Source organism: Ruegeria sp. BHSB056 (assembly GCF_059613305.1).
Genome location: NZ_JBXWSG010000007.1, coordinates 40,023 through 65,031, shown reverse-complemented (window position 1 = coordinate 65,031; position 25,009 = coordinate 40,023). Strand labels below are relative to the sequence as shown.

Genomic DNA, 25,009 nt, shown 5'->3' with positions numbered 1-25,009 from the left:
ATGCGGCAATCTGCGCAACAAAATTTCGCAAAATACCGCCATTGAGATAGAAAATTGGTAGATTTGCCTGTTGACGCTCCTCCCCCCCGACCATAATGTCCCCTGCAAGCAAAAAGGAGCCTCTGGCAATGAGAACGCTAGTCGTAATCGTAGGAACCACGCGCATGGGCCGGTAACGGTAAACCATAATCGAACCCATGCGCCTCCGAAAATTCGGGGGCTTTTTTTTGTCAAACGCAAGACACATGTCGCGAACGGAGCAAAGCAGATGACACGTGAGATGACCGGCGCAAAGATGGTGGTTCAGGCCCTCAAGGATCAGGGCGTGGACACGGTATTCGGATACCCCGGTGGCGCCGTCCTACCGATCTATGACGAGATCTTTCTGCAAAACGACATTCGCCACATTCTGGTGCGTCACGAACAGGGTGCAATCCACGCCGCCGAAGGCTATGCGCGGTCGACCGGCAAGCCGGGTGTTGCGCTTGTAACCTCTGGTCCCGGTGCCACAAACGCCGTTACCGGCCTGACCGATGCGTTGCTGGATTCGATCCCGATTGTGGTTCTGACCGGACAGGTCCCGACCTTCATGATCGGATCGGATGCCTTTCAGGAGGCCGACACCGTTGGCATCACCCGCCCCTGCACCAAACATAACTGGCTGGTAAAGGACACGAATTCGCTGGCCGAAACGCTGCACGAGGCGTTCCATGTGGCCAAGTCGGGCCGTCCCGGCCCGGTTCTGATCGACATTCCCAAGGATGTGCAGTTTGCCACGGGTGAATACAACAGTCCGAAACCTTCGACCTCGCACTACCAGCCTGTGCTGAAAGGCGATCTGGAGGAAATCAACGAGCTTGTTGCAGCCATTGAAAAAGCCAAGAAGCCGGTTTTCTATACGGGCGGTGGTGTGATCAACTCTGGCCCCGCAGCCAGCCAGTTGCTGCGCGAACTGGTGGATTCCACCGGCTTCCCGATCACCTCAACCCTGATGGGTCTGGGCGCTTATCCCGCGTCGGGCGAAAACTGGTTGGGTATGCTGGGGATGCACGGCCTTTACGAGGCGAACCTTGCAATGCATGGCTGTGACCTGATGATCAACATCGGCGCACGGTTCGACGACCGGATCACAGGGCGCATTGACGCGTTCTCTCCAAAGTCCAAGAAAGCCCATATCGACATTGATCCGTCTTCGATCAACAAGGTCATCCGTGTGGACATCCCGATTGTCGGCGACGTGGCGCATGTACTGGAAGACATTCTGAAGGTGTGGAAATCACGCGGGCGCAAGACCGATGCAGCAGCCGTCAAGAAATGGCAGGCACAGATCTCCGAATGGCGCAAGATTAACTGTCTGTCCTACACCAACAGCGAAAAGTCGATCAAACCGCAATACGCGCTGCAACGGCTTGAAGAACTGACGAAAAAGCATGATCGCTATATCACGACCGAGGTCGGCCAGCACCAGATGTGGGCGGCACAGTATCTTGGGTTCGAAGACCCCAACCGCTGGATGACATCGGGCGGGTTGGGCACTATGGGCTACGGTTTCCCCGCCTCCATCGGTGTGCAGATGGCACATCCTGACGCGCTGGTGATCAACGTCGCCGGTGAAGCCTCTTGGCTCATGAACATGCAGGAAATGGGCACCGCCGTTCAGTACCGCCTGCCGGTCAAGCAGTTCATCCTGAACAACGAACGCCTTGGCATGGTCCGCCAGTGGCAGGAACTGCTGCATGGCGAGCGCTATTCGCACAGCTGGTCCGAAGCCCTGCCCGATTTCGTGAAACTCGCCGAGGCGTTTGGCGCCAAAGGTATCCTGTGTTCCGACCCCGCCGATCTGGACGACGCGATCATGGAGATGATCAACTACGACGGCCCAGTGATCTTCGACTGTGTGGTAGAGAAGCACGAGAACTGCTTTCCCATGATCCCGTCGGGCAAGGCACATAACGAGATGCTTTTGGGCGAGGCCGAGACGCAGGGCGTGATTCAGGCAGGTGGTGCGGTGCTGGTTTGACCAGGATCGTGCCCGTGCTTGCCAGAGCGATCAATTGATCGAGTTTTTGGCATCACTGACTTTGCCGATCATAGTCCGAAAGGAACCAAAAATGCGTAACGTTAGCACGTCTGTGCCTTCAAGTGCTTCAAACGCAAAAGATAACTTGGCCATATTTAACGGACGGCGCGGTTGGCAAGTCGGTACGCTTGTTCCTGCATTTGTGCTTGCCGTGTTTTTGTTCTGGCTTGGATCGGCATGGTATGCACTTTCTCTAGAAGGAAAGCCGGCATTAAACTTTGATTTTAAGGTTTTTTGGTCCGCGGGCCGAATTGCCTATCAGGGTGAGCCCTTGGCTGTATTTGACATAGATCGGCTAATTGAAATCCATCAGGCACATAAAGAAGGTGAGTGGGGTCCTTGGTTGTATCCACCTGCTTTTCTGCTAGGGATGCAACCGCTGGGAGCTTTGACATTTTCACAAGCCTGGGCGGTGTTCTCTACCGTCTCTATTCTGTCCATGGTTCTGGCAGTTCGCTCGTTTTCCTGCGGTATCTTGCCGGTGTGGTTTGCCTTTGCCTTGCCTCCTGCCCTCCTACCAAGTCTGTATTTGGGGCAGACAACTGCACTTTGGACGGCCGGTTTACTGGCAGCGCTAGCTGCCCTTCGTGATCACCGCTATGTTCTTGCTGGTTTTTTCATTGGGTTGCTAACGCTAAAACCGCAATTGGGATTGCTGATCCCCATTGCTTTGATCGCTTGCGGTGCGTGGAGAACAATTGCGTCAGCCGTTATCACGACCATCTTGATATCGATCACCGGAACTTTGGTAGTTGGGGTCGACTACTGGGTGGAGTTGCAGAAAATGCTGGGCATTCAAGCTGACTGGATCAGGAACTCCATCAGCTCAAACTCCAATATGCTGAGCCCGTACTCTTTGCTGGCAAGCCTCGGAGTTGGTGAAAAACACGCACTGACCCTGCAATGGATGATAACCGCTCTGTCCGGAGTGGCTGTCTTTCTTGCATGGCGCAGCCCCAAGGTGAATTTCGATCTACGTGTTGCCGTACTCATGCTGGGAATCGTGTTGTCGTCGCCATATCTCTGGCACTACGAAGTAGCCTTACTTGCAATGACGGCCCTGTTCTTACTCAGGGCCGGCATACTGACTCGACAGCCCTGGGGTATTGCTCTGGCGGCAGCAATGTGGATCGGCGTCTCACCTGCGTTCCTGTTTGACGCATTTCGCGAAAGCACTGTGTTTTCCCTTCGTCTGTTGTTTTTCCCCATTCTGGTACTCGCCAGCCTAGTCTGTTTTCGCGCTTTGATTTTCAGTTTGCGAAAGCCTTCCGAACTATCTGCTCATGATGAGGTTATTCCATGACACCGCTACAAATCAAAAAAGGCTCCAATCGCCATTCGGCCTATAACCTACGGCCTACCTTCTCGGACGTGCAGGAACGCCACACCATTGCCGTGCTGGTCGAGAACGAACCCGGTGTCCTGGCCCGTGTGATCGGTCTGTTCTCGGGGCGCGGATACAACATCGAAAGCCTGACCGTGGCCGAGGTGGATCACACAGGACACCTGAGCCGCATCACCATTGTCACCACCGGCACACCGCAGGTGATCGAACAGATCAAGGCGCAGCTGGGCCGGATCGTGACTGTCCACGACGTGCATGACCTGACGGTCGAAGGCCCTTCGGTTGAACGCGAACTTGCCATTATCAAGGTCGTGGGTGAAGGCGACAAACGAGTCGAGGCGCTGCGCCTGGCTGACATCTTCCGCGCCAATGTGGTTGACAGCACCCTGAACTCTTTCATCTTCGAGATCACCGGCGCGCCGGACAAGATCGACGCTTTTGCTGACCTGATGCGCCCGCTGGGCCTGATGGAAATCGCCCGTACCGGCGTGGCGGCCCTGCTGCGCGGCGACTGAACAACATGCCCGCCTTGGGGATTATCTTGCCCCCAGGTGGGAACACTATTTGAGGTTGGTGGGCCTTTCAAAAAACGGCCCAAACGCCTTTCTATGCGCTAAATTTGCCATAGAACTGTCTTTTCCAGATAAAGATCAGTCATTTTTAGATAAAGCCTATTGCCATTGCGCTTTATGGCTTTAGCCTTGATGCCGCAACGCGACGTGGGGATACGTTGCTTGGGGTCAATCTGTACGATTTTTCAATGCGCGCCGGGGCTTGGTTCCAGTGCTGCGATGGTTTTTCAGGAAACTTAGCAAGGCGTGGGCATCCATGACCGACGACATTCGCAGCCCGGCTGAACTTCGCGCGATGTTTGGCGCGAACCTGCGGCAACTGGCACGAAGGTATCGGTCGGTCTCGGCACTGTGCCGCAAGCTTGGCGTGAATCGGACGCAGTTCAACAGGTATCTTTCGGGTGAAAGTGTACCACGGCCGGATGTTTTGGATCGCATCTGCCGGTTTTTCGACGTGGATGCGCGCATTCTTCTGAAGCCGCTGGACGAGATTGAAAAGGTCGAGGATCTCGCCGCGAAAACTGCCTTGACTGAGTTTCTGGGGTCAGGTGTGGACATGATCGCCAGAACTGCGTTTTCTCCGGGGTTTTATGCCGTGATCGAAAGCGTCTCGGCCTCGCACCGTATGACCCTTCTGCACGCCCGGCCACAGGCCCAATGCACATTGATACGCGGATATGTGTCGCGCGCGGCGATGCCTGAGGCAACGCCGCAAGCGCGCGAAATACAGGGGATCGTCGCCTGCTCCGGCGATTCCGTCTATATGCTGACCTCTCAGCGGGAGGGTCAAAACAGTCGCGTTTATATGATTTCACCCGATCCGACGGGAACAGCGGTTCAGTGGCGGGGTACGGTTGTCAGCCCGGCCACCCCTGAAGCACCGGAGCCCGTGGTTCTGAAATATCTCGGGCATGATGCAGCTGCAATTTTCGCCGCTGCGCGGCTGTCTACGAACAATCCGGCTCAGCAACTCTGACCGGTTATCTCAGGACGATGCTTCCCCGCCTTCGACTTGGGTGATTTGCCTATACAGGTGCCAACTGGCGTGGCCCAACAGTGGCAGAACCACCAGAAGGCCCAGAAACCAGGGCACCATGGCCAGGAACGTCAGAACAGCGATGATTACCCCCCAGGCAAGCATCACCGGAAAATTTCCGGACACATAGGTAAAGCTTGCAATCATCGCCGTGACAAAATCCAGTTCGCGGTCCAACAGCAGTGGGATCGACAAAACAGTGATCATATACAGAACGGTTGCGAAAACCGCCCCAACCACCGTGCCCACAGCCAGCATTGTCAGGCCGTTCACCGTCAGAAAGACTTCAAGCGAGGACGACACGTTTGTCATCGTAGCCAGCCCAAGGAATAGGGCAAAGATCATGTGCCCCAGAAAAAACCAGAACAGAAACACCACGACGATGATGGCACAGATCGACGGCAATTGCCGGCGGCTTTGTTGCAGCACGACACCAAAGATCGCGCCAAGGTCCAGCGGTTCGCCCTGTTCCAGCCGGTGCGACACCTCATAAAGGCCAACAGCGGCAAACGGGCCGATCAACGGAAAGCCAATGGCTGCCAGAACCAGCCAGAAGGTTGTACCGGTCTGAATGGTGACCCATGCCATCGCCCATCCTGCAAGCACGTAGAACCCGGCAAAGATCAACCCGAACTGCGGCGCACGCAGAAAGTCGGCCCAGGCGCGCTTCAACGCCGTGCGCAGCATAGCGGTATCTACCGGGCGCATGTCCGGAACACCAAAAGGCTTTTCCATGTCGTCTTCTCCTCCCTTACCGACGTTATGACATCGCCGGTCTCTTGTTTGGCCAGTCGGTTTCGGTGTGATACGCCGCTCCGACCGACAGTAATTTGTGATCCGACCCTCTTGGTCCAAACAGTTGAAAGCCCATGGGCAGGCCCTGCACACCAAATCCCGCGGGCGCGGCCAGACAAGGCAAGCCGATCAGGCTGACCGGTACCGTGACATGCATCCAGCGATGATATGTATCCATTGCGCGGTCCGCGATCCGGGTGGGGTAAGGTGTTTCAATCCCAAACGGCCAAACCTGTGCGGATGGCAGGACAAGGGCATCAAACTGCTCGAACAGTTCAGCCGCGCGCCGGAACCATTCTGACCGGATTACGCTGGCGTGATGCACGTCCATGGCACTCATCGTCAGACCCCGGTCCAGCTCCCACTGGGCTGTGTCTTTCAGATGGTCCCGTCGTTCAGCCAAAGGTTCAAGCCCCGCAGCAACACTCCAGGATCGCAGGGTAATCCAGCTGGTCCATAACCGTTCGGCATCGAAAGGCGGCGCGACTTGTTCAACGCGCGCGCCCTGCGCTTCGAACACCTTCATCGCATCTTGGCACAGCTCAAGAATTCCGGCTTCAATAGGAAAGGCCTCGCCCCAATCGCCCAGCCAGCCAATGCGCAACCCGTTCAGATCTGCTGCGACCACCGGGGAAACCCGTGCGTATTCTCCGACCAATGGCAGGCGCGGATCGGGCCCCGAGATCACATCGAGCAGGATACCCAAATCTTCGGGACTGCGCGCCATTGGACCCAATGTGGACAGCTGATGCAGGAAACTATCGCCGACCGGATCAGACGGCACACTGCCCCAGCTTGGGCGAAAGCCGTAGACGTTGTTCCAGGCCGCCGGGTTGCGCAGGCTGCCCATCATGTCGGACCCGTCGGCCAATGCGACCATACCCGTCGCCAAAGCCACTGCTGCCCCACCGGATGAGCCACCGCAGGTGAAACTGGCATCATACGGGTTGCGCGTCGCACCATAGACCGGGTTGAACGTGTGCGAGCCCAGCCCGAATTCCGGCGTGTTGGTCTTGCCGATCAGGATGGCGCCCGCGGCCCGCATCCTAGCGGCAATCAGATCATCCCTGTCAGGGACGACATCCCTGAAAACAGGCGATCCATGCGAAGAGACAATACCTGCCACATTGACCAAATCCTTGACCGCAATTGGCAGTCCGTGCAGCGGGCCAGTGACAGGGCCGCTGTCGCGGGTCTGCGCTTCGGCCATCAGTTCACTCTTGTCCAGCAGCGCCACGATGGCGTTCACGTCACCGTTGACCTTGGCAATACGATCCAGCGTGGCCTGCATGACTTCCGTGGCCGAAACCTGCCGGGTAGCCAGTTGGTTCAGAAGCTCTGTGGCAGATATCCGGGTCAGGTCCATAACACGCCAGTCTGTTGTTGGTCTTCGACAGCCTAGCGAGCGGTTCACCTCATTTAAACCCACTGTTTAGATGTATCTTTTCTTGTCTTACTAACAACAGCATCACAGTGCTTTGCGGTGCAATGGCAGGTTGCTGTCCCGGCCCAGCCAATACCGTAGGCAAACGGCAATGGCCGCGCTACTCAACACCAGCCAGACCCCACCCCACAGCATCGCGGTGCCGCCGAATTCCTCGGCCAGCAGGAACGCGTCCGAGCGCGCGCCGGACCGTCGGATGGTGTCATCAAAGATATTAAACGGGACATAGATCATGCTGGTCAGCCCGATGACGCGCAGCACCAGATCACTGACCTCGTGGCTCATGAACCACGCTGTCGCAATCATTGCGGCCCCGACGCCTGCGCAAAATAACAAGGCGAAAGCATCGCGTATGTACAGCAGTGCGATCAGACACATGATTGCGCCGAAAACAGCCAAAACAGCCCGGTCAACATTTGTCCGTAAGGCGATGATCAAAAGCGCCATGCCAAACACGAGCGAGCCGAGATAGCCGGCGGACAGGCTGAGAAACCTGCTGCCGCCCCGGCCGATCACCATCCCTCCTTGCTGGGGTGAGATCGTGAAACTCTCGACCGAACCGCCAGTCAGTAGGATTGTCACGGCATGAGACAGCTCATGCAGAAAGACGACCAGATTTTTAACGGAACTACAACCGGCGTGTTCCAGAGCGCAAAGACCAGACCGGTGATCAGGATTAGCTGCCAGTGCCCTTTCAGCAGGTCCAGAAAGGAACGCTGGCGTGTCACCTTAGCTGTCGCCCTGCGCCTCGGATCGACTTTTGCCTGACACGTTCAGGGCCAAGGTTGCCGCCATGAATCCGTCCAGGTCCCCGTCCAGAACACCTTTGGTATCCGAGGTTTCGTGATTGGTTCGCAGGTCCTTGACCATCTGATAGGGCTGCAACACGTAAGACCGGATTTGGTTGCCCCAGCCCGCATCGCCCTTAGCCTCGTGCGCCGCGTTGATATCCGCGTTGCGGCGATCCAGTTCCTGCTGGTACAGGCGCGATTTCAGGGCTTTCATGGCAATATCACGGTTCTGGTGCTGCGACTTTTCCGAGCTGGTCACAACAATCCCGGTCGGGATGTGCGTGATCCGAACGGCCGAGTCGGTGGTGTTCACGTGCTGGCCACCAGCCCCCGAAGAGCGGTAGGTGTCGATGCGGATATCGGCCGGGTTCACCTCGATCTCGATATTGTCGTCGACCACCGGATAGACCCAGACCGAACTGAAAGACGTATGGCGTTTTGCCGCCGAGTCATAGGGCGAGATCCGCACCAGCCGGTGCACGCCGCTTTCCGATTTCAGCCAGCCATAGGCGTTGTGACCGGAAATCTTGTAGGCTGCGGATTTGATCCCCGCTTCTTCGCCCGGTGTCTCGGATTGCAGCTCGACCGTGTAACCCTTTTTCTCGGCCCAGCGCACATACATGCGCGCCAGCATCGACGCCCAGTCGCAGCTTTCGGTTCCCCCCGCGCCCGAGTTGATTTCGAGGAAGGTATCATTGCTGTCAGCCTCGCCGTCCAGCAGCGCCTCGAGCTCTTTTTTTGCAGCCTTGGTTTTCAGCGTCTTGATCGCCGCTTCGGCATCCTGAACGACTTCCTGGTCTTCCTCCATCTCGCCCAACTCAATCAGTTCGATATTGTCGCTGAGGTCGGTCTTGATGGATTCATACGTCTCGATTGCATCGACCAGCAACTGCCGTTCGCGCATCAGTTTCTGCGCATTTTCAGGGTTATCCCAAAGGTTGGGGTCTTCGACGCGCGCGTTGAATTCCTCAAGGCGATGCGGCGCGGTTTCATAGTCCATACGCTGCGCCAGCAGCTCCAGTGACTTTTTGATATCCGCCACGATGTTCTGGGTTTCGGCGCGCATGGTCTTGTCCCAACTTGCTCAATCAGGCCTGCGTGATAGCAAGAGGTGCGAGACACCACAAGACAGGCTGGATGCTGAAACAGCTATCGTGCTTTCAATCAGAAAGATGCGCAATCGCCCGAATTTCCACCAGCGCCCCTTCCCGTCGCAATCCCGCAACTTCAACTGCGGTCCAGGCCGGGTAAGGCGCGGTCAGAACCTCAAGACGCACGCGGTCAAACACATCGAAATGATCTCGCATTTCAACATGGTAGGTCGTCATCTCGACCACCGCATCCAATCCAAGGTCGGCTTCCTTCAAGACCACTGCAATCTTTGCAAAGGCGTTTCGGAATTGTTCTTCCGGATCGCTTGGCATCGAGCCGTCCGCCGCGCTTCCGGTCATGCCGGTGAGAAACACGTGCTGGCCCGAGAGGACGCCCGGAGAAATGCGCAACTGTCCGGGTGCCCCCAACAAAGAATGCGGAATCAGCGGGGTTTTAGCCAATTGGAACGCGCCTTATCAGTAAAGCCCGCCGGTGCTCAGGTCCCCTTGGGAAGCTTTCGGACCAACGGTCACGGTCTGGCCCGTCGACGTCTGAACCTGTACACCCGCGCGCTGGACTTCTTCAAACAATGGCAGGTCCGATCCGATGGCAAAACCACCATCATAGACACGGTCGATAAAACCATCGACGCCGTCGCGGAAGAATTCGGCCACAACATAGTCGCCGGTGGCATCATCGGGCAGACGGGCACCGCTGAAGCGGTCGATCTTGATGAAATGGCCGCCTTCGGGCACTTCGAACGGACCGCCGCCATATTTCTCGACCGCTTTTTCCATGAAGCTCTGGAAGACCGGGCCGCACAGCGTGCCACCATAGGCCCCACGTCCCATCGGACGCGGTCGATCATAACCGATGTAGCAACCGGCCACGATGTTCGACGTAAAGCCGATGAACCACGCATCCTTCGAGTCGTTGGTGGTTCCGGTTTTGCCCGCTGTTGGCACGGGCAGATTCACAACGCTGGATGCCGTCCCGCGGTCGACCACACCCTTCATCATCGATGTCAGCTGATAGGCGGTGATCGCATCCATGACCTGCGCGCGATCCGTGACAAGGGTCGGCGATTCATCTGGTTCCAGCCAGGTCGAGTTACAGTCCAGACACTGACGGTCATCGTGGCGATAGATGGTTTTTCCGAACCGGTCCTGAATGCGGTCGACCAGAGTGGGTTCCACACGCTGGCCGCCATTGGCGAACATCGCATAGGCCGCGACCATCTTATAAAGCGTGGTTTCTTCGGCCCCCAGCGAGTTGGCCAAAAACGCGCCCATCCTGTCATAGACACCGAACCGTTCCGCATAGCCGGCAACGACGGGCATTGTAACTTCCTGCGCCAGACGGATGGTCATCAGGTTCCGCGACTGTTCGATCCCAGTGCGCAAAGGAGTTGGACCGTAGAACTTGTTGGAGGAGTTCTTGGGGCGCCACAGCCCCTGCGGCGTGTTCACTTCGATCGGTGCATCGACAACGATGGTCGCGGGGCTGTATCCGCTGTCCAGCGCAGCAGCATAGACAAACGGCTTGAACGACGATCCCGGCTGACGCTGTGCCTGTGTGGCCCGGTTGAACACGGTATCCTGATACGAGAACCCGCCCTGCATCGCCAGAACACGACCCGAGTTCACGTCCATCGCGACAAAGCCGCCTTGTACCTCGGGCACCTGGCGCGCCGACCATTGCCCATCTTCACCCGCAACAACAAAAATGACATCACCACGCTTGAAGTTGGCGGCAAAATCACCCTGCATCCACTTGATGTCCGCGCGCGGGATAGTCCCATCGGCAGGACCTTCTTCGACACCAACGGTTAGTTGCTGGTCGGTCATGCCCAGAACCACGGCGGGATACCACCGGGTTGGCAGAATGACGTCGCGCGGAACTTCCACGGCCGCCAGCGCCTCGCGCCACTGCGCCTCATCCACCAGTTTTTCTTCCGGGATCACGTCACCTGTTCCGCGCCATTTGCCACGGGAGCGGTCATATTTCTCGAGCGCCTCGCGCAGGGCACGTGCGGCCTCAACCTGCATTTCCTCATCCACCGATGCACGCACGGTAAAGCCGCCGGTAAAGAACTCGCCCTCACCAAAATCTTCGCTCAGCTGGCGACGGATTTCGTCGGTGAAATAGTCGCGGGGCGGCAGGGCTGTACGGAAGCTTTCAAAATCTCCGTTCTGGACCGAACGCAATGGCAATTCGACCTCGGCCTCATAAGTCGCCTGATCGATGTAACCGTTCTGCTGCATCTCGCGTAACACGTAATTGCGCCGGGCCAGAAGGCGCTCTTTTTGCCAAACGGGGTGGTAATCTGACGGTGCTTTGGGCATGGCAGCCAGCATGGCGGCCTCATGCGGGGCCAGTTCCTGCAGGGTCTTGTTGAAATAGGTCTGCGCGGCGGCAGTCACACCGTAGGAGTTCTGGCCCAGAAAGATCTCGTTCATATAAAGTTCGAGGATCTGTTCCTTGTCCAATGTATCCTCAAGCCGGGTCGCAAGAATGATTTCCTTGATCTTACGCTCGGCCCGGCGATCACCGGACAGCAGAAAGTTCTTCATGACCTGCTGCGTGATGGTCGACGCACCGCGAACGGTTTCGCCCTTGGTCCGCACCGCCTCGACCCCGGCGGCAATGATGCCGCGCGGGTCATAGCCCTGATGGTTGTAGAAATTCTTGTCTTCCGCCGAAATAAACGCCTGCTTCACCAGATCCGGGATTTCCTCGGACGGGGTAAACAGGCGGCGTTCCTGCGCGAATTCATCGATCAGCTTGCCTTCACCCGAATAGATCCGGCTGATCGTGGGTGGCTTGTACTGTGCCAGCGACTCGTGGCTGGGCAGATCGCGCCCATACATCCAGAACACCGCACCGATCACCAGCGCGGCCATGAAAATACCCAATGTCACGAGGCTGAAAATCGCCCCGAAAATCGAAAGAATGAACCGGATCACGTTACTGCCTTTTTCTCGCGGTGCCGCCTATATAGTGATGCGCCGCCCAAGGGTCAAAACACCGAGCGTATTCTAGCCGTTTTGCGCCGCAAGGTCACTGGCCTATAAGGGATTTGCGGATCACATCTTGATGGCGCCAATCCTCAAGCCCTCGTTGAATTCCCAGCGCCATTCTTGCCCGCCAATCAGGATCTTTGAGGTTCTTGAGGTCTCTGGGGCTGGACAGAAACCCAAGCTCGACCAGAACCGACGGGATGTCCGCCGCCTTGAGTACTGAAAAAGATGCGGTACGCAGGGGTTTGCCGTTCATCGGCCCGCCTTGTTGTGCCAGACCGTTTGCAATGGCTTTGGCCAGCGCGCTTGTGCGTGGCATCGTTTCCTGACGGGCCATGTCCAGAAGGACATCCGTAACCTGATCATCTGCTCCGTTCAGATCGATACCGGAAATCAAATCCCCGCGGTCGTGCCGTTCCGCCAGCTTCGCACTGGCCACATCCGAGGCATCGTTGGACAGGATATATACCACCGCGCCATGCGCCCGCCCTTCGGACAGGGAATCAGCGTGCAGCGAGATGAACAGGTCCGCACCAGCCCGGTGCGCCAGCGCAATTCGGCGCTCCAGCGAGACGAACTGATCGTCGACCCGTGTCAGAACCACCTCGTACCCGCCTGATCTTAGAAGGATTTCGCGCAGCTCACGCGCGAAAGTCAGCATCAGGGTTTTTTCATCAATCGCGTCAGTCTCGGCCCCCGGATCAATGCCTCCGTGGCCCGGATCCAGCATGACACGCAAGGGTCGGTCGGCACTGCGCACCGCGGCTTGCGGCACATCCGCCGGTTCCGGCAGGTCCCAGCCCGGGTTTCGCGGCGCACCCGCCGAGGCGTTGAAAGCATCGAAATCCGTCCCCTTGAGGTCGAGCGACAGCAATGCGGCCCCCGAATCCTCTGCCACCGACAATTCTGCTTTCGTCACTGCCATCGGCGCACCCAGTTCCAGCACCAGACGTGACCAACCCGGAACATATGCGCCGAACTGCACGCCGCTGATGCGATCGGATTGCAGGAAATCTTCGCGGGTCAGCCCGGCCCAATCCACTTCGTTGAAGTCCAGAACCATACGGTAGGGATCCTGCAAGGTGAAAATCCTGTAGGGAACGCCCTGACTGAGGGCGATGTCCACCCGAACACCGGTACGCCCGACATCCGTAATACGGCTCTGCTCAGGCTGGACACGCGCCAACGCGCTGAAATCCTGCGCAATGGCACCACCAGCCAACGCCCAGAACAGCGCAATGCTAAAGAAGATCCTGCTCATGGCCTCAAGTTTTCCCGAGATCGTTTGTCGGGCACCCTATACCACAAGGGGCGGTTTGTGAACGGCTCAGGCCCGTTCCCTGACAGCGCCGCGCCGGGTCATAAACAGGCGCAAACGCTCAAGCCCTTCCTGAATGTCATCCGTCGCGCGCGCATAGGAAAAACGCAATGTGGTATGGCCGCGCTGCGGGTCAAAATCCAGCCCGGGTGTCACAGCCACACCGGCCTGTTCCAGAATCTCGGCCGCAAATGCGCGGCTGTCATCGGTCAGATCAGACACATCGGCATAGACATAAAACGCCCCGTCGGGCGGCGCGATGTTCGAAAACCCGGCCTTGGGCAGCCCGTCCAGCATCAGCGCGCGATTGCGGCGGTACACGTCCAGATTGGCTTGCAATTCGTTGTCGCAATCCATCGCAGCCAGCGCCGCGACCTGACTGGCGTGGGGGGCGCAGATGAACATGTTCTGAGCGATCCGTTCGACCACGCGCACCTGATCCTCGGGCACCACCATCCAGCCTACGCGCCATCCGGTCATCGAAAAGTACTTCGAGAACGAGTTGATCACATAGCATTCATCTGTCAGTTCCAGCGCCGTCACGGCCTTGGCTTCGTATTCCAGCCCGTGGTAAATCTCGTCACTGATGAACGACGCGCCCTGCCCATGAGCCGCCTCGATCAAGGCACCCATGGCGGCGCGATCCAACATCGTACCGGTCGGGTTTGCGGGTGAAGCCACCATCAGCCCTTTCAGGTCCATCCCCTGAATATCCGCTGCGACAGGCTGCAACCTGTTTTCCGGCGCGGTCGGCAGGTCGACCGGGACCAGACCCAGCGCCTTCAGGATCTGGCGATAGGACGGATAGCCGGGCGCCCCGATACCGACACGGTCGCCACTGTCGAACAAAGCGGTAAAGGTCAGCAGGAATCCGCCGGACGAGCCAGGAGTGATCACCACCCGCTCGGGGTTCAGGTCGACATTGTACCAATCGCCGTAAAGCCGGGCGATCCGCTGCCTCAGGGCGGGAAGACCCAGGGCAACCGTATAGCCCAGCGGGCCTTGCTCCATCGCCGCGGCCAAAGCTTCGGTCGCACCCTTGGGCGCGCCGGTTCCGGGCTGGCCGACTTCCATGTGGATCACGTGGCGACCTGCCTCTTCGGCCTTGCGTGCCGCCTCCATCACATCCATCACGATGAAGGGATCGACCCCGGACCGGGTTGAGTTTCTCATGCCCATCTCCCATGTTGCAGTCATGGCTTTTGAGCGCGTATCCCGGTTGGCGTCAATCCCGGCCTTGATGGTTGCCGTTGTCGTCTGGCTGGCGGCAGCGGTGCAATCGCACGCGCAAAGCCTGATCCGCGACCCTGATATCGAACATGGCCTGCGTGAACTGGCCTTTCCGGTGTTGCGGGCTGCGGGGCTGAACACGAACCGGGTTCAGATTCTGGTCGTAAACGACAACACGTTCAATGCATTCGTCATCGACTACAACGCGATTTATGTGAACTACGGGCTGATTCTGACCGTCGAAAGCCCCGAGATGTTGCAGGCTGTCATCGCCCACGAGGCCGCCCATATCTCGAATGGTCATCTGGCACGACGGGCTGAGAACCTGAAAGCGGCGCAGCGCAACGCCAGCCTCGGCACGGCTTTGGCCCTGCTGGCAGCTGCGGCAGGTGGGGGCGAGGCCGCCATCGGGATCGCTGCTGGCACCCAAGGCGCAGCAATTCGCGGTTTTCTGGGTCACACCCGCGCGGAAGAGGCATCCGCTGACCGCAGCGCCGCAAGTTACCTGCGATGGGCCGAAATCTCACCCAGCGGGATGGTGGAACTGCATCGGAAGTTCGCCGGTCAGGAACTGCTAAGTGTCGCCAATCAGGACCCTTATATGCGCTCACACCCGACAAGCCGTGATCGTCTGCGCGCCGCCGAGGCGTTCCTGGACGAGTTTGGCGACCGCGCCGTTCCAAACCCCAATTCGGATTACTGGTTTGCGCGGGTTAAAGGTAAGCTGTCGGCCTTTCTGCGGTCACCCAGCTGGACCTTGCGGCGTGCCGGTGAAGAACCCTATCGCGACATCCGCCTGATGCGAGAGGCTTCGGCCTATCATCAGAACCGCGATCTGTCCCGCGCCCGTGCCGCGATAGACGCGGCACTTGCCGAACGTCCTGATGACCCGTTCTATTTCGATCTGAAAGGACAAATCCTGTTGGAAAACAGAAGGGTAAGCGAGGCTGTTAAAGCCTATGCAAGCGCTGTTGAAAAGGCCCCGAACAATGCGTTGATCCTTGCGGGCTATGGGCGCGCCCTGCTGGCGCAAGGGGAAACAAAACAGGCATTGAATGCATTGGAACAGGCGCGTGCGCGCGACTTTCGTAACGCACGCCTGATGCAGGACCTGGGTGTGGCTTACGCGCAGGTCGGAAATAACGGTATGGCTTCGACCGTGACGGCAGAGCGTTACGCGCTGCAAGGTCGGATGGAGGATGCCGGAATTCACGCGAAACGGGCCGTGGCGCAATTGCCCGAAGGCTCTCCGGGTTGGCAAAGGGCACAAGACGTGCTGATTGCCTCAGAACGACTCAAGAAAGACAAAAGGAAACGGAAATGATCCTCAGACATGCTGCACCTGCCCTTCTGGGGCTTTCCATGGCGGCGACCTCAGCACAGGCGCTGGACCTGAACGCGATGAATGATGCCGAAAAGGCAGAGTTTGGCGCTCAGGTACGCGAATACCTGCTGGAAAACCCCGAAGTCATTATCGAGGCAATCAATATCCTCGAACAGCGAAACGCAGTGGCCGAAGCGGCCGCAGACAAGGAACTGGTCGCCGCCAATGCGGAAGAACTGTTCGACGATGGCTATAGCTGGGTCGGCGGCAACCCGGACGGCGATATTACACTGGTCGAGTTTATGGACTACCGCTGCGGCTATTGCCGCCGCGCGGTGCCCGAAGTGGCAAACCTGCTGGCCAGCGATGGCAACATTCGCTTTGTGATCAAAGAACTGCCAATTCTGGGCGACGCATCTGTTTTGTCCTCGCGCTTTGCGGTGGCAACCAAGCAAGTGGCAGGCAATGACGCCTATAAACAGGTTCACGATGCGCTGATGGAATTCAGCGGCGAACCCTCAGAAGTAACTCTTCGCCGCATCTCTGACGGGCTGGGTCTGGACAGTGACGCGATCATCGCCGCGATGGACAGCGACAGCGTCACGGATGAGATCAGCCGCACCCGTGCCCTGGCGCAACGGATGCAGATTTCGGGCACGCCCTCATTCGTGTTGGGAACCGAGTTGCTGCGCGGCTATCTGCCTGCCGATCAGATGCAGCAGATTGCAGATGGCGTTCGCGCAGAACAGGGTTAATAGGTATTGGGGGCGGCATAGCTGCCCCCAAACAAAAAAGACGGACTAATCGCTGACCTTAGCCGTCTACCGGTTCCACAGCCCGTTGATAGAGATGCCACGTGGCGTGGCCAAGGATCGGCAAGGTAAAGATCAAGCCCATAAACGCCGGAACCATCGACAATAACATTGTGACCGAGATGATCCCTGCCCAGCCGAGCATGACCACAGGGCTTTCCGAGACGACGCGTAAAGACGTCAACATGGCTGAAACGAAATTTGTTTCCCGGTCCAGAAGCATGGGCATGGCGACGACAGTTACCGAAAACAGGACAGCCGACAGAAACGCTCCGACACAGGTACCGATTGCAAGAAATGTCCACCCCTGCGGAGTGAACAAGATGATGTTCAAGAATCCGTCAAAATCCGAAAAGGATGAATTCTGCAGAATGATCGCAAGCCAAAGCCGGACCTGATAAACCCAAACCCAGAAAATGAACAGCGTGACAAAGGCCATCCAGCCCATTTCGCGCTTGCGTTGATCGGCCATGACAGTGAGGATTTCATACCAGCCAAAACTCTCGCCCTTCTGTAACCGCCGGGACATCTCATAAAGTCCTGCAGCGGCGAAAGGCGCGACCAGAGGAAATCCGACAATCGCAGGAATGATCATCCAGATTTTGCCGAGCCAGACCAAGCTCCAGACCATCAGGATTCCGAAAGCCGCATAGAACAGCCCGAAGAAACCGCTCATGAAGGGGCGCGCCAGAAAATCGGAAAACCCAGCTTTCAGCGACGCCTTTATGTCATCCGAAGTAACCCGATTGACCTTGGGCATGGCCTGCTGGTGTGGCGTCAGGTTCTCGGGTGGCGTAGGGCCTGCGGTCTTGGATGTCATGACACACTCCTCCCAAAGCATGGGTCCGCGCTGGTCTGTTTACCGACGGAACCAGCGGCGAAACAGGCATCGTTCAGTCACGAAACAAGTTAGCAACAGCTCAGGCACTTGGGCAAGGGATGAGTAAGGTCGGCTATGTCTGCCTTACCGACACAGCCGACCCCACACTACTCTGCCGCTTCCGCAGTCGCGTCCAATTCGGCCGCTTTCTTTTCGACCTGTTCCACGATGTGGTCGATCATCTGATCGTTGGACATCTTGTGGCTGGCCTTGCCTGCCAGATAGACCATCCCGGACCCGGCCCCGCCACCGGTAAACCCGACATCGGTCATCAGCGCCTCGCCCGGACCGTTGACCACGCAACCGATGATCGACAGGCTCATCGGTGTCTTGATGTGTTCCAGACGACGTTCCAGCGCCTCGACGGTCTTGATAACGTCAAACCCCTGCCGCGCGCAGGACGGGCATGAGATGATATTGACGCCCCGGTGGCGCAGACCAAGGGATTTGAGGATTTCAAAGCCGACCTTAACCTCTTCTACCGGATCGGCAGACAGGCTGACGCGGATCGTGTCACCGATCCCCATCCACAGCAGGTTGCCCAACCCGATGGCAGATTTGATGGTGCCGGACACCAGCCCGCCCGCCTCGGTGATACCCAGATGGATGGGCGCATCTGTGGCTTCGGCTATGCCCTGATACGCGGCGGCGGACAGGAATACGTCGCTGGCTTTCACACTAATCTTGAACTCGTGGAAGTCGTTGTCTTGCAGAATCCGGATATGTTCTAACCCACTTTCGACCATCGCCTCGGGGCACGGCTCGCCATATTTCTCAAGCAGGTGCTTTTCCAGACTGCCCGCATTCACGCCGATGCGGATCGAGCAATTGTGGTCGCGCGCGGCCTGAATGACTTCTTTCACCCGGCGCTCATCGCCGATGTTGCCGGGATTGATGCGCAGACAGGCAGCGCCTGCCTCGGCCGCTTCGATACCACGACGATAGTGAAAATGGATGTCCGCAACGATGGGCACCGGGCTTTCGCGCACGATCTCTTTCAATGCCTTAGCCGACGCCTCATCGGGGACTGAAACGCGCACGATATCCGCGCCAGCCTCCGCTGCGGCCTGAACCTGCGCCACCGTTGCCGCCACATCGGTGGTCAGGGTGTTGGTCATGGTCTGAACAGCGATCGGGGCATCGCCCCCAACAGGGACGTTGCCGACCATGATTTGACGGGATTTACGACGATAAATGTCGCGCCAGGGGCGCACGTGATTAAGGGACATAAGGACGGATCCGCGTCTGCCTGAGTTGCGACAGTAGATAGTCCGGCAAAGGGGTTACCGCAATGGCAAGATCAATCGGCGGGCGCTTCTGTCGCCGCGGTTTGCAGCTCAGCCACCAGCTGCTTGAGTGCGCTGTTCTGTTCCGCCTCAAGATCGGCAACGGCATAAACTTCAGACACCGCGTCTTTCGAAAGGATCACCCCTTTGGCAACTGTGCCGGGCGCCCCTGCCGGGCCATAGTGCTCGCCGTTCATCGAGAAATATACCGATCCCGACGCCCCTGCCCGCAACAGCGGCGGTTCTTCTGTCAGCGGAACCTCAAAGACACTGCCTTGCTCGACCGTTCCAAGGGTGCCTTCGAAAATGACACTGCCATCTGCCGCCGTTACCCGCATCCAAGCCGGATCGACAGCTACGATTTTCAGCGTGGTATCAACCTGTTCCACGACCTGCGGCAAGGCTGGTCGTTCAACGGTGTGCACTTCGGCAACTTCGAACTGCGGCAGGCTTGGTGGGCGGAAGGTTCCGACATCGCGTGGATCAAGGGTCGAGATCGGCGCATCGCGGGCAACCAGAACCGGCACATCCAAGGCCTGCGGACGATAGAGACGGTCCAATGCCTCGGTGTTCGCCACTGCCACCTCGTCCTCGCCAATACCACCGCGCACGGCATCAAGTGGATCAAGGTCGGAAAGCACCACAGGCGCTTGTTCAACCGGGCTGACCTGCACCTGCTGGATCTTGTTCAGAACGGCCCACCCGCCATAGCCGATGCCACCAATAACCGCCAACAGCACCAGCGACGAGCCGATGGCGCGCGGTTCAATCTGACTGACCAGAGATTCCTTGCCCGGAATATACGGCGTATTGGGCGAGATGAAGGGATCGCGCCCCATTGGCCCGCGCGCCGGAAGCGCGCCGGTCGGCTTTCGCACTACCGAGGCTTCGGCCGACATGCCATGCGCGACCGCAAAACCGCTTTCCGCGCAGAAAGTCGAGAATGTTTCATCCGGGTTCATCCCCAGATAACGCGCATAAGAACGCACATACCCGGCAATAAAGCCGGGCGTGTCAAAGGCATCAGGATCTGCGTTTTCGATGGCAGCAATGTAGTTGGCTTTGATCCTCAGCTCGCGCTGAACATCCAACAGGGATTTGCCCATGGTTGCGCGTTCGCCGCGCATCTTGTCACCAAGGCGTACTTCGTAGTCGTCAAACCCTTTTGGTCTGACATCTACATCCTCATCAGATTCGCGCTGTGATCTGCGCCCAATCATTCCTGCTGCCCCATTCTGCCTGTCGCGCGTTTCGCGTTAGCGGCGAATCATCCCCAAAACGATTCGTCCGCCAATTTTGTTAGCGTAAGCTTAACACGCGGCAAATACGTTGCACACTTTGGCGTGAGGTTAACCGGCAAGTTCGGCGCGATTTAGCGCACAATGTGACCAAAGTTCGTCCATCGCCTGCACCAGACGGTTCATTTCGTCAGGCCCATGCACCGGTGAAGGGGTAAAGCGCAGACGCTCGGTTCCACGCGGAACGGTCGGGAAATTGATCGGTTGCACATAAATGCCGAAATCATCCAACAGCATATCGCTGAGCTTCTTGGTATGGACCGGGTTTCCGACGATCACGGGCACGATATGGCTTCCGTGGTCGATCAGCGGCAGTCCCATCCCCTTCAACCGCAGCTTGAGGATTTTGGCCTGCGTCTGATGCTGCTCGCGCAGTTCAGGTGCGGTCTTCAGGTAGGCAACAGATGCGGCAGCCCCGGCCGCAACCGCAGGTGGCAGGGACGTGGTAAAGATAAAGCCCGGTGCGTATGACCGCACGGCGTCGCACATCCTGGCGCTGGCCGCGATATAGCCGCCCATCACGCCATAGGCCTTTGCCAGCGTGCCATTGATGATGTCGATCCGGTGGGCAAGGTTATCGCGCTCGGTCACACCGCCGCCGCGCGGGCCATACATGCCTACCGCGTGCACTTCGTCGATATAAGTCAGTGCGCCGAATTCATCTGCCAGATCACAGATCTCCTCGATCGGACCAAAATCGCCATCCATGGAGTAAACCGACTCGAATACGATCAGTTTGGGCGCGGCGGGGTCGTCCGCCTCAAGCAGTTCGCGCAGATGCGCCACATCATTGTGCCGGAAGATGCGCTTAGCCCCGCCGTTCCGGCGCACGCCTTCGATCATCGAGGCATGGTTCAGCGCGTCAGAATAGATGATCAGGCCCGGGAACAGTTTGGGCAGCGTGCTGATCGTTGCGTCATTGGCGATATAGGCACTGGTAAAAAGCAGCGCGGCTTCCTTGCCGTGCAGATCGGCCAGTTCAGCCTCAAGCCTTTTATGATAAACCGTCGTGCCCGAGATATTGCGCGTACCGCCCGAACCTGCACCGGCTGCATCAACAGCTTCGTGCATTGCATTCAAAACGACCGGGTTTTGCCCCATACCCAGATAATCATTGCCGCACCATACGGTGATATTCTGCTGTGACCCGTCCGAACGCGTGCGCACCGCATGGGGGAAATGCCCATTGCGACGTTCGATATCGATAAAGGTCCGGTAACGTCCTTCGTCATGCAGCCTGGCGATCGCTGAATCGAGCTGAGCAGTATAGTCCAAAGGACCCTCCTTGAACGCCCGTTTCCGGTTTCCCATTGGGCGATATTTCCGTCACCTCCCACAGCTTACTCTGCTTCGGTGGCTTTGTGTTCCCTTATTCAGCTGGTTACAGCCGAAAAGGTGAACCCAACTTTGATTTGCATCAAATATAAGTTTGCACCCCATCCGACAAGTAAAGTTACGGCCATCGGACGCGTGGAAACGACGCAGGTCTCGCCCCCTACCCAAAGATCACACTGCCAGGCCGCAATCCGTGTCAACACCTCTGGACGGCGCCGGCAACGCTGCTAGGGTTCGCAGGAACAACAAAACAGGCAGGAGCCTCCCATGTCGCTAGACGCCGTGCTGAACCGGATTGACGAAGATTTGCAAACCTCGATCGACCGCCTGATGGAACTACTGCGTATCCCGTCGATCTCGACCGACCCCGCATACAAGGCCGAGGTCAGCCGCGCCGCGGACTGGCTGGTTGCTGATCTGAACAGCATAGGGATTGCGGCTGAGAAACGGGAAACACCGGGCCACCCAATAGTTGTCGGTCACGTGGGTGAGGACGCGACTGCTCCGCATTTCCTGTTTTACGGCCACTACGATGTGCAGCCGGTCGATCCGCTGAACCTGTGGAACCGGGATCCGTTCGATCCCGCCATTGAGGACACCGAAACCGGTCCAGTCATCCGCGGACGCGGAGCATCAGACGACAAGGGTCAGCTGATGACTTTTGTCGAAGCCTGCCGCGCCTGGAAGGCCGTGCACGGATCCTTGCCCTGCCGCATCACTTTCTTTTTCGAGGGCGAAGAAGAATCAGGCTCGCCCTCACTGGTTCCTTTCCTCAAGGAAAATGCCGCCGAACTCAAAGCGGATCTGGCGCTGGTCTGCGATACATCCATGGTATCACGCGGCGTTCCGTCGATTGCGGCGCAGTTGAGGGGCATGCTGAAGGACGAGTTTACCATTGTGGGGCCGCGCATCGACCTGCATTCCGGCCACTATGGCGGCCCGGGCCTGAATCCGCTGCGCGAACTGTCGAAAATCGTGACCTCTTTTTATGACGACGAAACCGGACGGGTCGCGGTCGACGGATTCTACGAAGGTGTGCATGAAGTACCCGAAGACCAGTTGCGCCAATGGCAGAATTGCGGCTTCGACGAAGCGGATTATCTGAATTCGGTCGGCTACACCCAGCCGCATGGCGAAAAGGGGTACTCCACCTTGGAGCAACAATGGGCACGACCAACGCTCGAAGTGAACGGGCTGTGGGGCGGTTATAACGGTGCGGGCTCCAAAACCGTTATTCCGTCCGAGGCCCATTGCAAAATCACCTGCCGCCTTGTTGGTGACATGGACCCGGACGCGCTGCGCGCCAAAATCCGCAAACATGTCGAGGATCGGCTGTCCCCGGACGCCAAAGTGGTCTGGGACAACGACATGGAAGGCTCTCCCGCGTCGGTCATGAATATCACCCGACCCGAATTCGAAGCCGCGCGCGGCGCGCTGTCGGATGAGTGGGACCGCGAGGCAGTGTTCACCGGCATGGGGGGATCAATCCCTGTTGTCGGCTATTTCAACACCGTTCTAGGGCTCGACTCGATGCTGGTTGGCTATGCAAACGAAGATGATGCCATCCATTCGCCGAACGAGAAATATGACGTGAAAAGCTTCCACAAGGGCATCCGGTCATGGGCGCGCATTCTGGATGCTTTGAACACATAGTTTTTTTTGCGAGGCTCTGCCTCGCGCTCCGGGATATTTGCAGCCAGATGAATAATGGATCCCTGCTTCATCTGGCCCAAAATATCCCGGGGGAGGCGCGCGGCACGCGCGGCGGGGGCAGAGCCCCCCGCCCGGAAGGGGCAAATACGCCGGTCTTACATATGGATCACGCGGCCATAGGCATCCAGCACACTTTCGTGCATCATCTCTGACAGTGTCGGGTGCGGGAAGACAGTGTTCATCAGGTCTTCTTCCGTTGTCTCCAGCTGGCGACCGACCACGTAACCCTGGATCAGTTCGGTAACTTCGGCACCGATCATGTGGGCGCCCAGCAACTCGCCTGTTTTGGCATCGAACACGGTTTTGATCAGCCCATCAGGCTCACCCAAAGCGATGGCCTTGCCATTGCCGATAAAGGGGAAACGGCCGACTTTGATGTCGTAACCCAGCTCTTTGGCTTTTGCTTCGGTATATCCAACCGAGGCAACCTGAGGCTGGCAATAGGTGCACCCTGCGATGCTTTCGGGTTTGACCGGGTGCGCATGTTGACCCGCGATGAGGTCCGCGACCATGACACCCTCGTGGCTTGCTTTGTGCGCAAGCCAGGGCGCCCCCGCAATATCACCGATCGCAAAAAGGCCCTCAACACCGGTGCGGCAATACGCGTCCGTGACCACATGTGTCCGGTCGATCTTGACACCCAGAGCTTCCAGACCAAGCTTTTCGACATTGCCAACGATCCCAACGGCCGAGATCACTGTGTCGAACTCGTGTTTTTCAACCTTGCCTTTAATCTCGATATGCGCGGTCACCTTCCCCTTGCCACGGTCCAGCTGCTTGACCATGGCTTTTTCCATGATGGTCATGCCCTGTTTGGTGAACGCCTTCTTGGCCAATGCGCTGATCTCGGCATCTTCTACCGGCAACACCCTGTCCATCACCTCGACAACCGTGGTGTCTGCGCCCAGCGTATTGTAGAAGCTGGCAAACTCGATGCCGATTGCACCAGACCCGATGACGAGCAGTTTTTTCGGCATCCGCGGCGGTTGCAGCGCGTGCTTGTAGGTCCAGACCAGATCGCCGTCAGCTTCAAGGCCCGGCAGTTCCCGCGCCCGTGCCCCGGTTGCGAGAATGATGTTCTTGGCGGTCAGTTCCTCGGTGCCTTTGTCGGTCTTGACGCTGACCTTGCCCTTTGCTGGGATCGTGGCCTGCCCCATCACGACGGCAACCTTGTTCTTCTTCAACAGGTGGCCTATGCCACCTGACAGCTGTGCGGCCACGCCACGGGATCGTTTGACCACCGCATCCAGATCATATCCGATCTTTTCGGCTTTCAGACCGAAATCCTTGGCGCGCTCCATCAGATGGAACACTTCGGACGACCGCAACAGCGCCTTGGTGGGAATACAGCCCCAGTTCAGGCAGATCCCCCCCAAATGCTCGCGCTCGACAACCGCGGTTTTCAAGCCCAGCTGGGCTGCGCGGATTGCAGCGACATAGCCGCCGGGGCCAGCCCCGATTACGATCAGATCATAGGATTGTGCAGCCATGTGTTCCTCTCGGCGCAGGAGTTGAAAATTTAGTTTACCATTAAACTATTATTCGGAACGCATCAATATACCGATCCCGCGACAAATAGGACGCAGGGTAAGCGATGCCTGAACTTGCGGAATTCAGCCTATACCCCGGGCCATGCAA

At 57.9% G+C, this 25,009-nt stretch carries 21 protein-coding genes; 7 read left to right on the top strand and 14 right to left on the bottom strand.

The window, feature by feature from the left end; genetic code table 11:
* Positions 1-268: 268 nt before the first annotated feature.
* From AC2FND_RS03390 to AC2FND_RS03375, 4 genes are all read left to right on the top strand, one after another.
* Complete coding sequence (locus AC2FND_RS03390) at positions 269-2,020, top strand: acetolactate synthase 3 large subunit (RefSeq protein WP_496767922.1); 1,752 nt, start codon at positions 269-271, stop codon at positions 2,018-2,020.
* 91 nt (positions 2,021-2,111) lie between these two features.
* A complete protein-coding gene (locus tag AC2FND_RS03385; protein ID WP_496767921.1) occupies positions 2,112-3,383 on the top strand; it encodes a glycosyltransferase family 87 protein in 1,272 nt (423 codons plus the stop codon).
* The gene (gene ilvN, locus AC2FND_RS03380) at positions 3,380-3,940 is read left to right on the top strand and encodes an acetolactate synthase small subunit (protein WP_267367632.1); all 561 of its coding nucleotides are present in this window, start codon (positions 3,380-3,382) and stop codon (positions 3,938-3,940) included. The genes AC2FND_RS03385 and ilvN overlap by 4 nt, the downstream gene beginning before the upstream one ends.
* A 313-nt stretch (positions 3,941-4,253) precedes the next feature.
* Positions 4,254-4,973 carry a helix-turn-helix domain-containing protein gene (locus tag AC2FND_RS03375; RefSeq protein WP_496767919.1) on the top strand — a complete coding sequence of 240 codons (720 nt, stop codon included), beginning with the start codon at positions 4,254-4,256 and terminating at the stop codon, positions 4,971-4,973.
* Positions 4,974-4,982: 9 nt separating this feature from the next.
* Here AC2FND_RS03375 and AC2FND_RS03370 read toward each other — a convergent pair whose 3' ends face one another.
* From AC2FND_RS03370 to AC2FND_RS03330, 9 genes are all read right to left on the bottom strand, one after another.
* Positions 4,983-5,768: a DUF2189 domain-containing protein gene (locus AC2FND_RS03370; RefSeq protein WP_496767918.1), complete on the bottom strand. Its 786-nt coding sequence runs from the start codon at positions 5,766-5,768 to the stop codon at positions 4,983-4,985.
* A 25-nt stretch (positions 5,769-5,793) separates the two neighbouring features.
* Positions 5,794-7,194: an amidase gene (locus AC2FND_RS03365; RefSeq protein WP_496767916.1), complete on the bottom strand. Its 1,401-nt coding sequence runs from the start codon at positions 7,192-7,194 to the stop codon at positions 5,794-5,796.
* Positions 7,195-7,296: 102 nt separating this feature from the next.
* Positions 7,297-7,854, bottom strand: coding sequence for a M50 family metallopeptidase (locus AC2FND_RS03360; protein ID WP_496767914.1), 558 nt, complete (start codon positions 7,852-7,854; stop codon positions 7,297-7,299).
* On the bottom strand, positions 7,851-8,000 hold the full coding sequence (locus AC2FND_RS03355; protein ID WP_496767913.1) for a hypothetical protein: 150 nt from the start codon (positions 7,998-8,000) through the stop codon (positions 7,851-7,853). The genes AC2FND_RS03360 and AC2FND_RS03355 overlap by 4 nt, the downstream gene beginning before the upstream one ends.
* 1 nt (position 8,001) lies before the next feature.
* The gene (prfB, locus tag AC2FND_RS03350; RefSeq protein WP_209503633.1) at positions 8,002-9,129 is read right to left on the bottom strand and encodes a peptide chain release factor 2; all 1,128 of its coding nucleotides are present in this window, start codon (positions 9,127-9,129) and stop codon (positions 8,002-8,004) included.
* Positions 9,130-9,223: 94 nt separating this feature from the next.
* Complete coding sequence (locus AC2FND_RS03345) at positions 9,224-9,616, bottom strand: RidA family protein (protein WP_496767912.1); 393 nt, start codon at positions 9,614-9,616, stop codon at positions 9,224-9,226.
* A 15-nt stretch (positions 9,617-9,631) separates the two neighbouring features.
* On the bottom strand, positions 9,632-12,121 hold the full coding sequence (locus AC2FND_RS03340; protein ID WP_496767910.1) for a penicillin-binding protein 1A: 2,490 nt from the start codon (positions 12,119-12,121) through the stop codon (positions 9,632-9,634).
* A 94-nt stretch (positions 12,122-12,215) separates the two neighbouring features.
* On the bottom strand, positions 12,216-13,436 hold the full coding sequence (locus AC2FND_RS03335) for an N-acetylmuramoyl-L-alanine amidase (RefSeq protein WP_496767908.1): 1,221 nt from the start codon (positions 13,434-13,436) through the stop codon (positions 12,216-12,218).
* A 66-nt stretch (positions 13,437-13,502) separates the two neighbouring features.
* A complete protein-coding gene (locus AC2FND_RS03330; RefSeq protein ID WP_496767906.1) occupies positions 13,503-14,666 on the bottom strand; it encodes a pyridoxal phosphate-dependent aminotransferase in 1,164 nt (387 codons plus the stop codon).
* Between AC2FND_RS03330 and AC2FND_RS03325 the strand changes: the two genes are divergently transcribed.
* Positions 14,665-16,047, top strand: coding sequence for a M48 family metalloprotease (locus AC2FND_RS03325; protein ID WP_496767905.1), 1,383 nt, complete (start codon positions 14,665-14,667; stop codon positions 16,045-16,047). The genes AC2FND_RS03330 and AC2FND_RS03325 overlap by 2 nt on opposite strands.
* Positions 16,044-16,802, top strand: a complete 759-nt coding sequence (locus AC2FND_RS03320; protein WP_209503628.1) for a DsbA family protein — start codon at positions 16,044-16,046, stop codon at positions 16,800-16,802. The genes AC2FND_RS03325 and AC2FND_RS03320 overlap by 4 nt, the downstream gene beginning before the upstream one ends.
* A 58-nt stretch (positions 16,803-16,860) precedes the next feature.
* Here AC2FND_RS03320 and AC2FND_RS03315 read toward each other — a convergent pair whose 3' ends face one another.
* From AC2FND_RS03315 to hemA, 4 genes are all read right to left on the bottom strand, one after another.
* Positions 16,861-17,679, bottom strand: coding sequence for a DUF2189 domain-containing protein (locus AC2FND_RS03315; protein ID WP_496767903.1), 819 nt, complete (start codon positions 17,677-17,679; stop codon positions 16,861-16,863).
* Positions 17,680-17,846: 167 nt separating this feature from the next.
* On the bottom strand, positions 17,847-18,968 hold the full coding sequence (ispG, locus tag AC2FND_RS03310; protein WP_496767901.1) for a flavodoxin-dependent (E)-4-hydroxy-3-methylbut-2-enyl-diphosphate synthase: 1,122 nt from the start codon (positions 18,966-18,968) through the stop codon (positions 17,847-17,849).
* Between the two features lie 71 nt (positions 18,969-19,039).
* Complete coding sequence (locus tag AC2FND_RS03305) at positions 19,040-20,245, bottom strand: helix-turn-helix domain-containing protein (protein WP_496767900.1); 1,206 nt, start codon at positions 20,243-20,245, stop codon at positions 19,040-19,042.
* Positions 20,246-20,374: 129 nt separating this feature from the next.
* Positions 20,375-21,598 carry a 5-aminolevulinate synthase gene (gene hemA, locus AC2FND_RS03300; RefSeq protein ID WP_496767898.1) on the bottom strand — a complete coding sequence of 408 codons (1,224 nt, stop codon included), beginning with the start codon at positions 21,596-21,598 and terminating at the stop codon, positions 20,375-20,377.
* A gap of 327 nt (positions 21,599-21,925) precedes the next feature.
* On the opposite strand from hemA, the gene AC2FND_RS03295 reads away from it, so the two are divergent.
* Complete coding sequence (locus tag AC2FND_RS03295; RefSeq protein WP_496767897.1) at positions 21,926-23,311, top strand: M20/M25/M40 family metallo-hydrolase; 1,386 nt, start codon at positions 21,926-21,928, stop codon at positions 23,309-23,311.
* 155 nt (positions 23,312-23,466) lie between these two features.
* Here AC2FND_RS03295 and lpdA read toward each other — a convergent pair whose 3' ends face one another.
* Complete coding sequence (gene lpdA, locus AC2FND_RS03290; protein ID WP_496767895.1) at positions 23,467-24,861, bottom strand: dihydrolipoyl dehydrogenase; 1,395 nt, start codon at positions 24,859-24,861, stop codon at positions 23,467-23,469.
* Positions 24,862-25,009: the final 148 nt, after the last annotated feature.

Coding starts and splice junctions, on each gene's coding strand:
- AC2FND_RS03385 (WP_496767921.1), top strand. CDS start 2,112: ATGCGTAACGTTAGCACGTCTGTGCCTTCAAGTGCTTCAAACGCAAAA.
- AC2FND_RS03305 (WP_496767900.1), bottom strand. CDS start 20,245: ATGATTGGGCGCAGATCACAGCGCGAATCTGATGAGGATGTAGATGTC.
- AC2FND_RS03320 (WP_209503628.1), top strand. CDS start 16,044: ATGATCCTCAGACATGCTGCACCTGCCCTTCTGGGGCTTTCCATGGCG.
- AC2FND_RS03315 (WP_496767903.1), bottom strand. CDS start 17,679: ATGACATCCAAGACCGCAGGCCCTACGCCACCCGAGAACCTGACGCCA.
- prfB (WP_209503633.1), bottom strand. CDS start 9,129: ATGCGCGCCGAAACCCAGAACATCGTGGCGGATATCAAAAAGTCACTG.
- AC2FND_RS03325 (WP_496767905.1), top strand. CDS start 14,665: ATGCCCATCTCCCATGTTGCAGTCATGGCTTTTGAGCGCGTATCCCGG.
- AC2FND_RS03375 (WP_496767919.1), top strand. CDS start 4,254: ATGACCGACGACATTCGCAGCCCGGCTGAACTTCGCGCGATGTTTGGC.
- AC2FND_RS03330 (WP_496767906.1), bottom strand. CDS start 14,666: ATGAGAAACTCAACCCGGTCCGGGGTCGATCCCTTCATCGTGATGGAT.
- AC2FND_RS03335 (WP_496767908.1), bottom strand. CDS start 13,436: ATGAGCAGGATCTTCTTTAGCATTGCGCTGTTCTGGGCGTTGGCTGGT.
- AC2FND_RS03390 (WP_496767922.1), top strand. CDS start 269: ATGACACGTGAGATGACCGGCGCAAAGATGGTGGTTCAGGCCCTCAAG.
- AC2FND_RS03370 (WP_496767918.1), bottom strand. CDS start 5,768: ATGGAAAAGCCTTTTGGTGTTCCGGACATGCGCCCGGTAGATACCGCT.
- AC2FND_RS03295 (WP_496767897.1), top strand. CDS start 21,926: ATGTCGCTAGACGCCGTGCTGAACCGGATTGACGAAGATTTGCAAACC.
- ilvN (WP_267367632.1), top strand. CDS start 3,380: ATGACACCGCTACAAATCAAAAAAGGCTCCAATCGCCATTCGGCCTAT.
- ispG (WP_496767901.1), bottom strand. CDS start 18,968: ATGTCCCTTAATCACGTGCGCCCCTGGCGCGACATTTATCGTCGTAAA.
- AC2FND_RS03365 (WP_496767916.1), bottom strand. CDS start 7,194: ATGGACCTGACCCGGATATCTGCCACAGAGCTTCTGAACCAACTGGCT.
- lpdA (WP_496767895.1), bottom strand. CDS start 24,861: ATGGCTGCACAATCCTATGATCTGATCGTAATCGGGGCTGGCCCCGGC.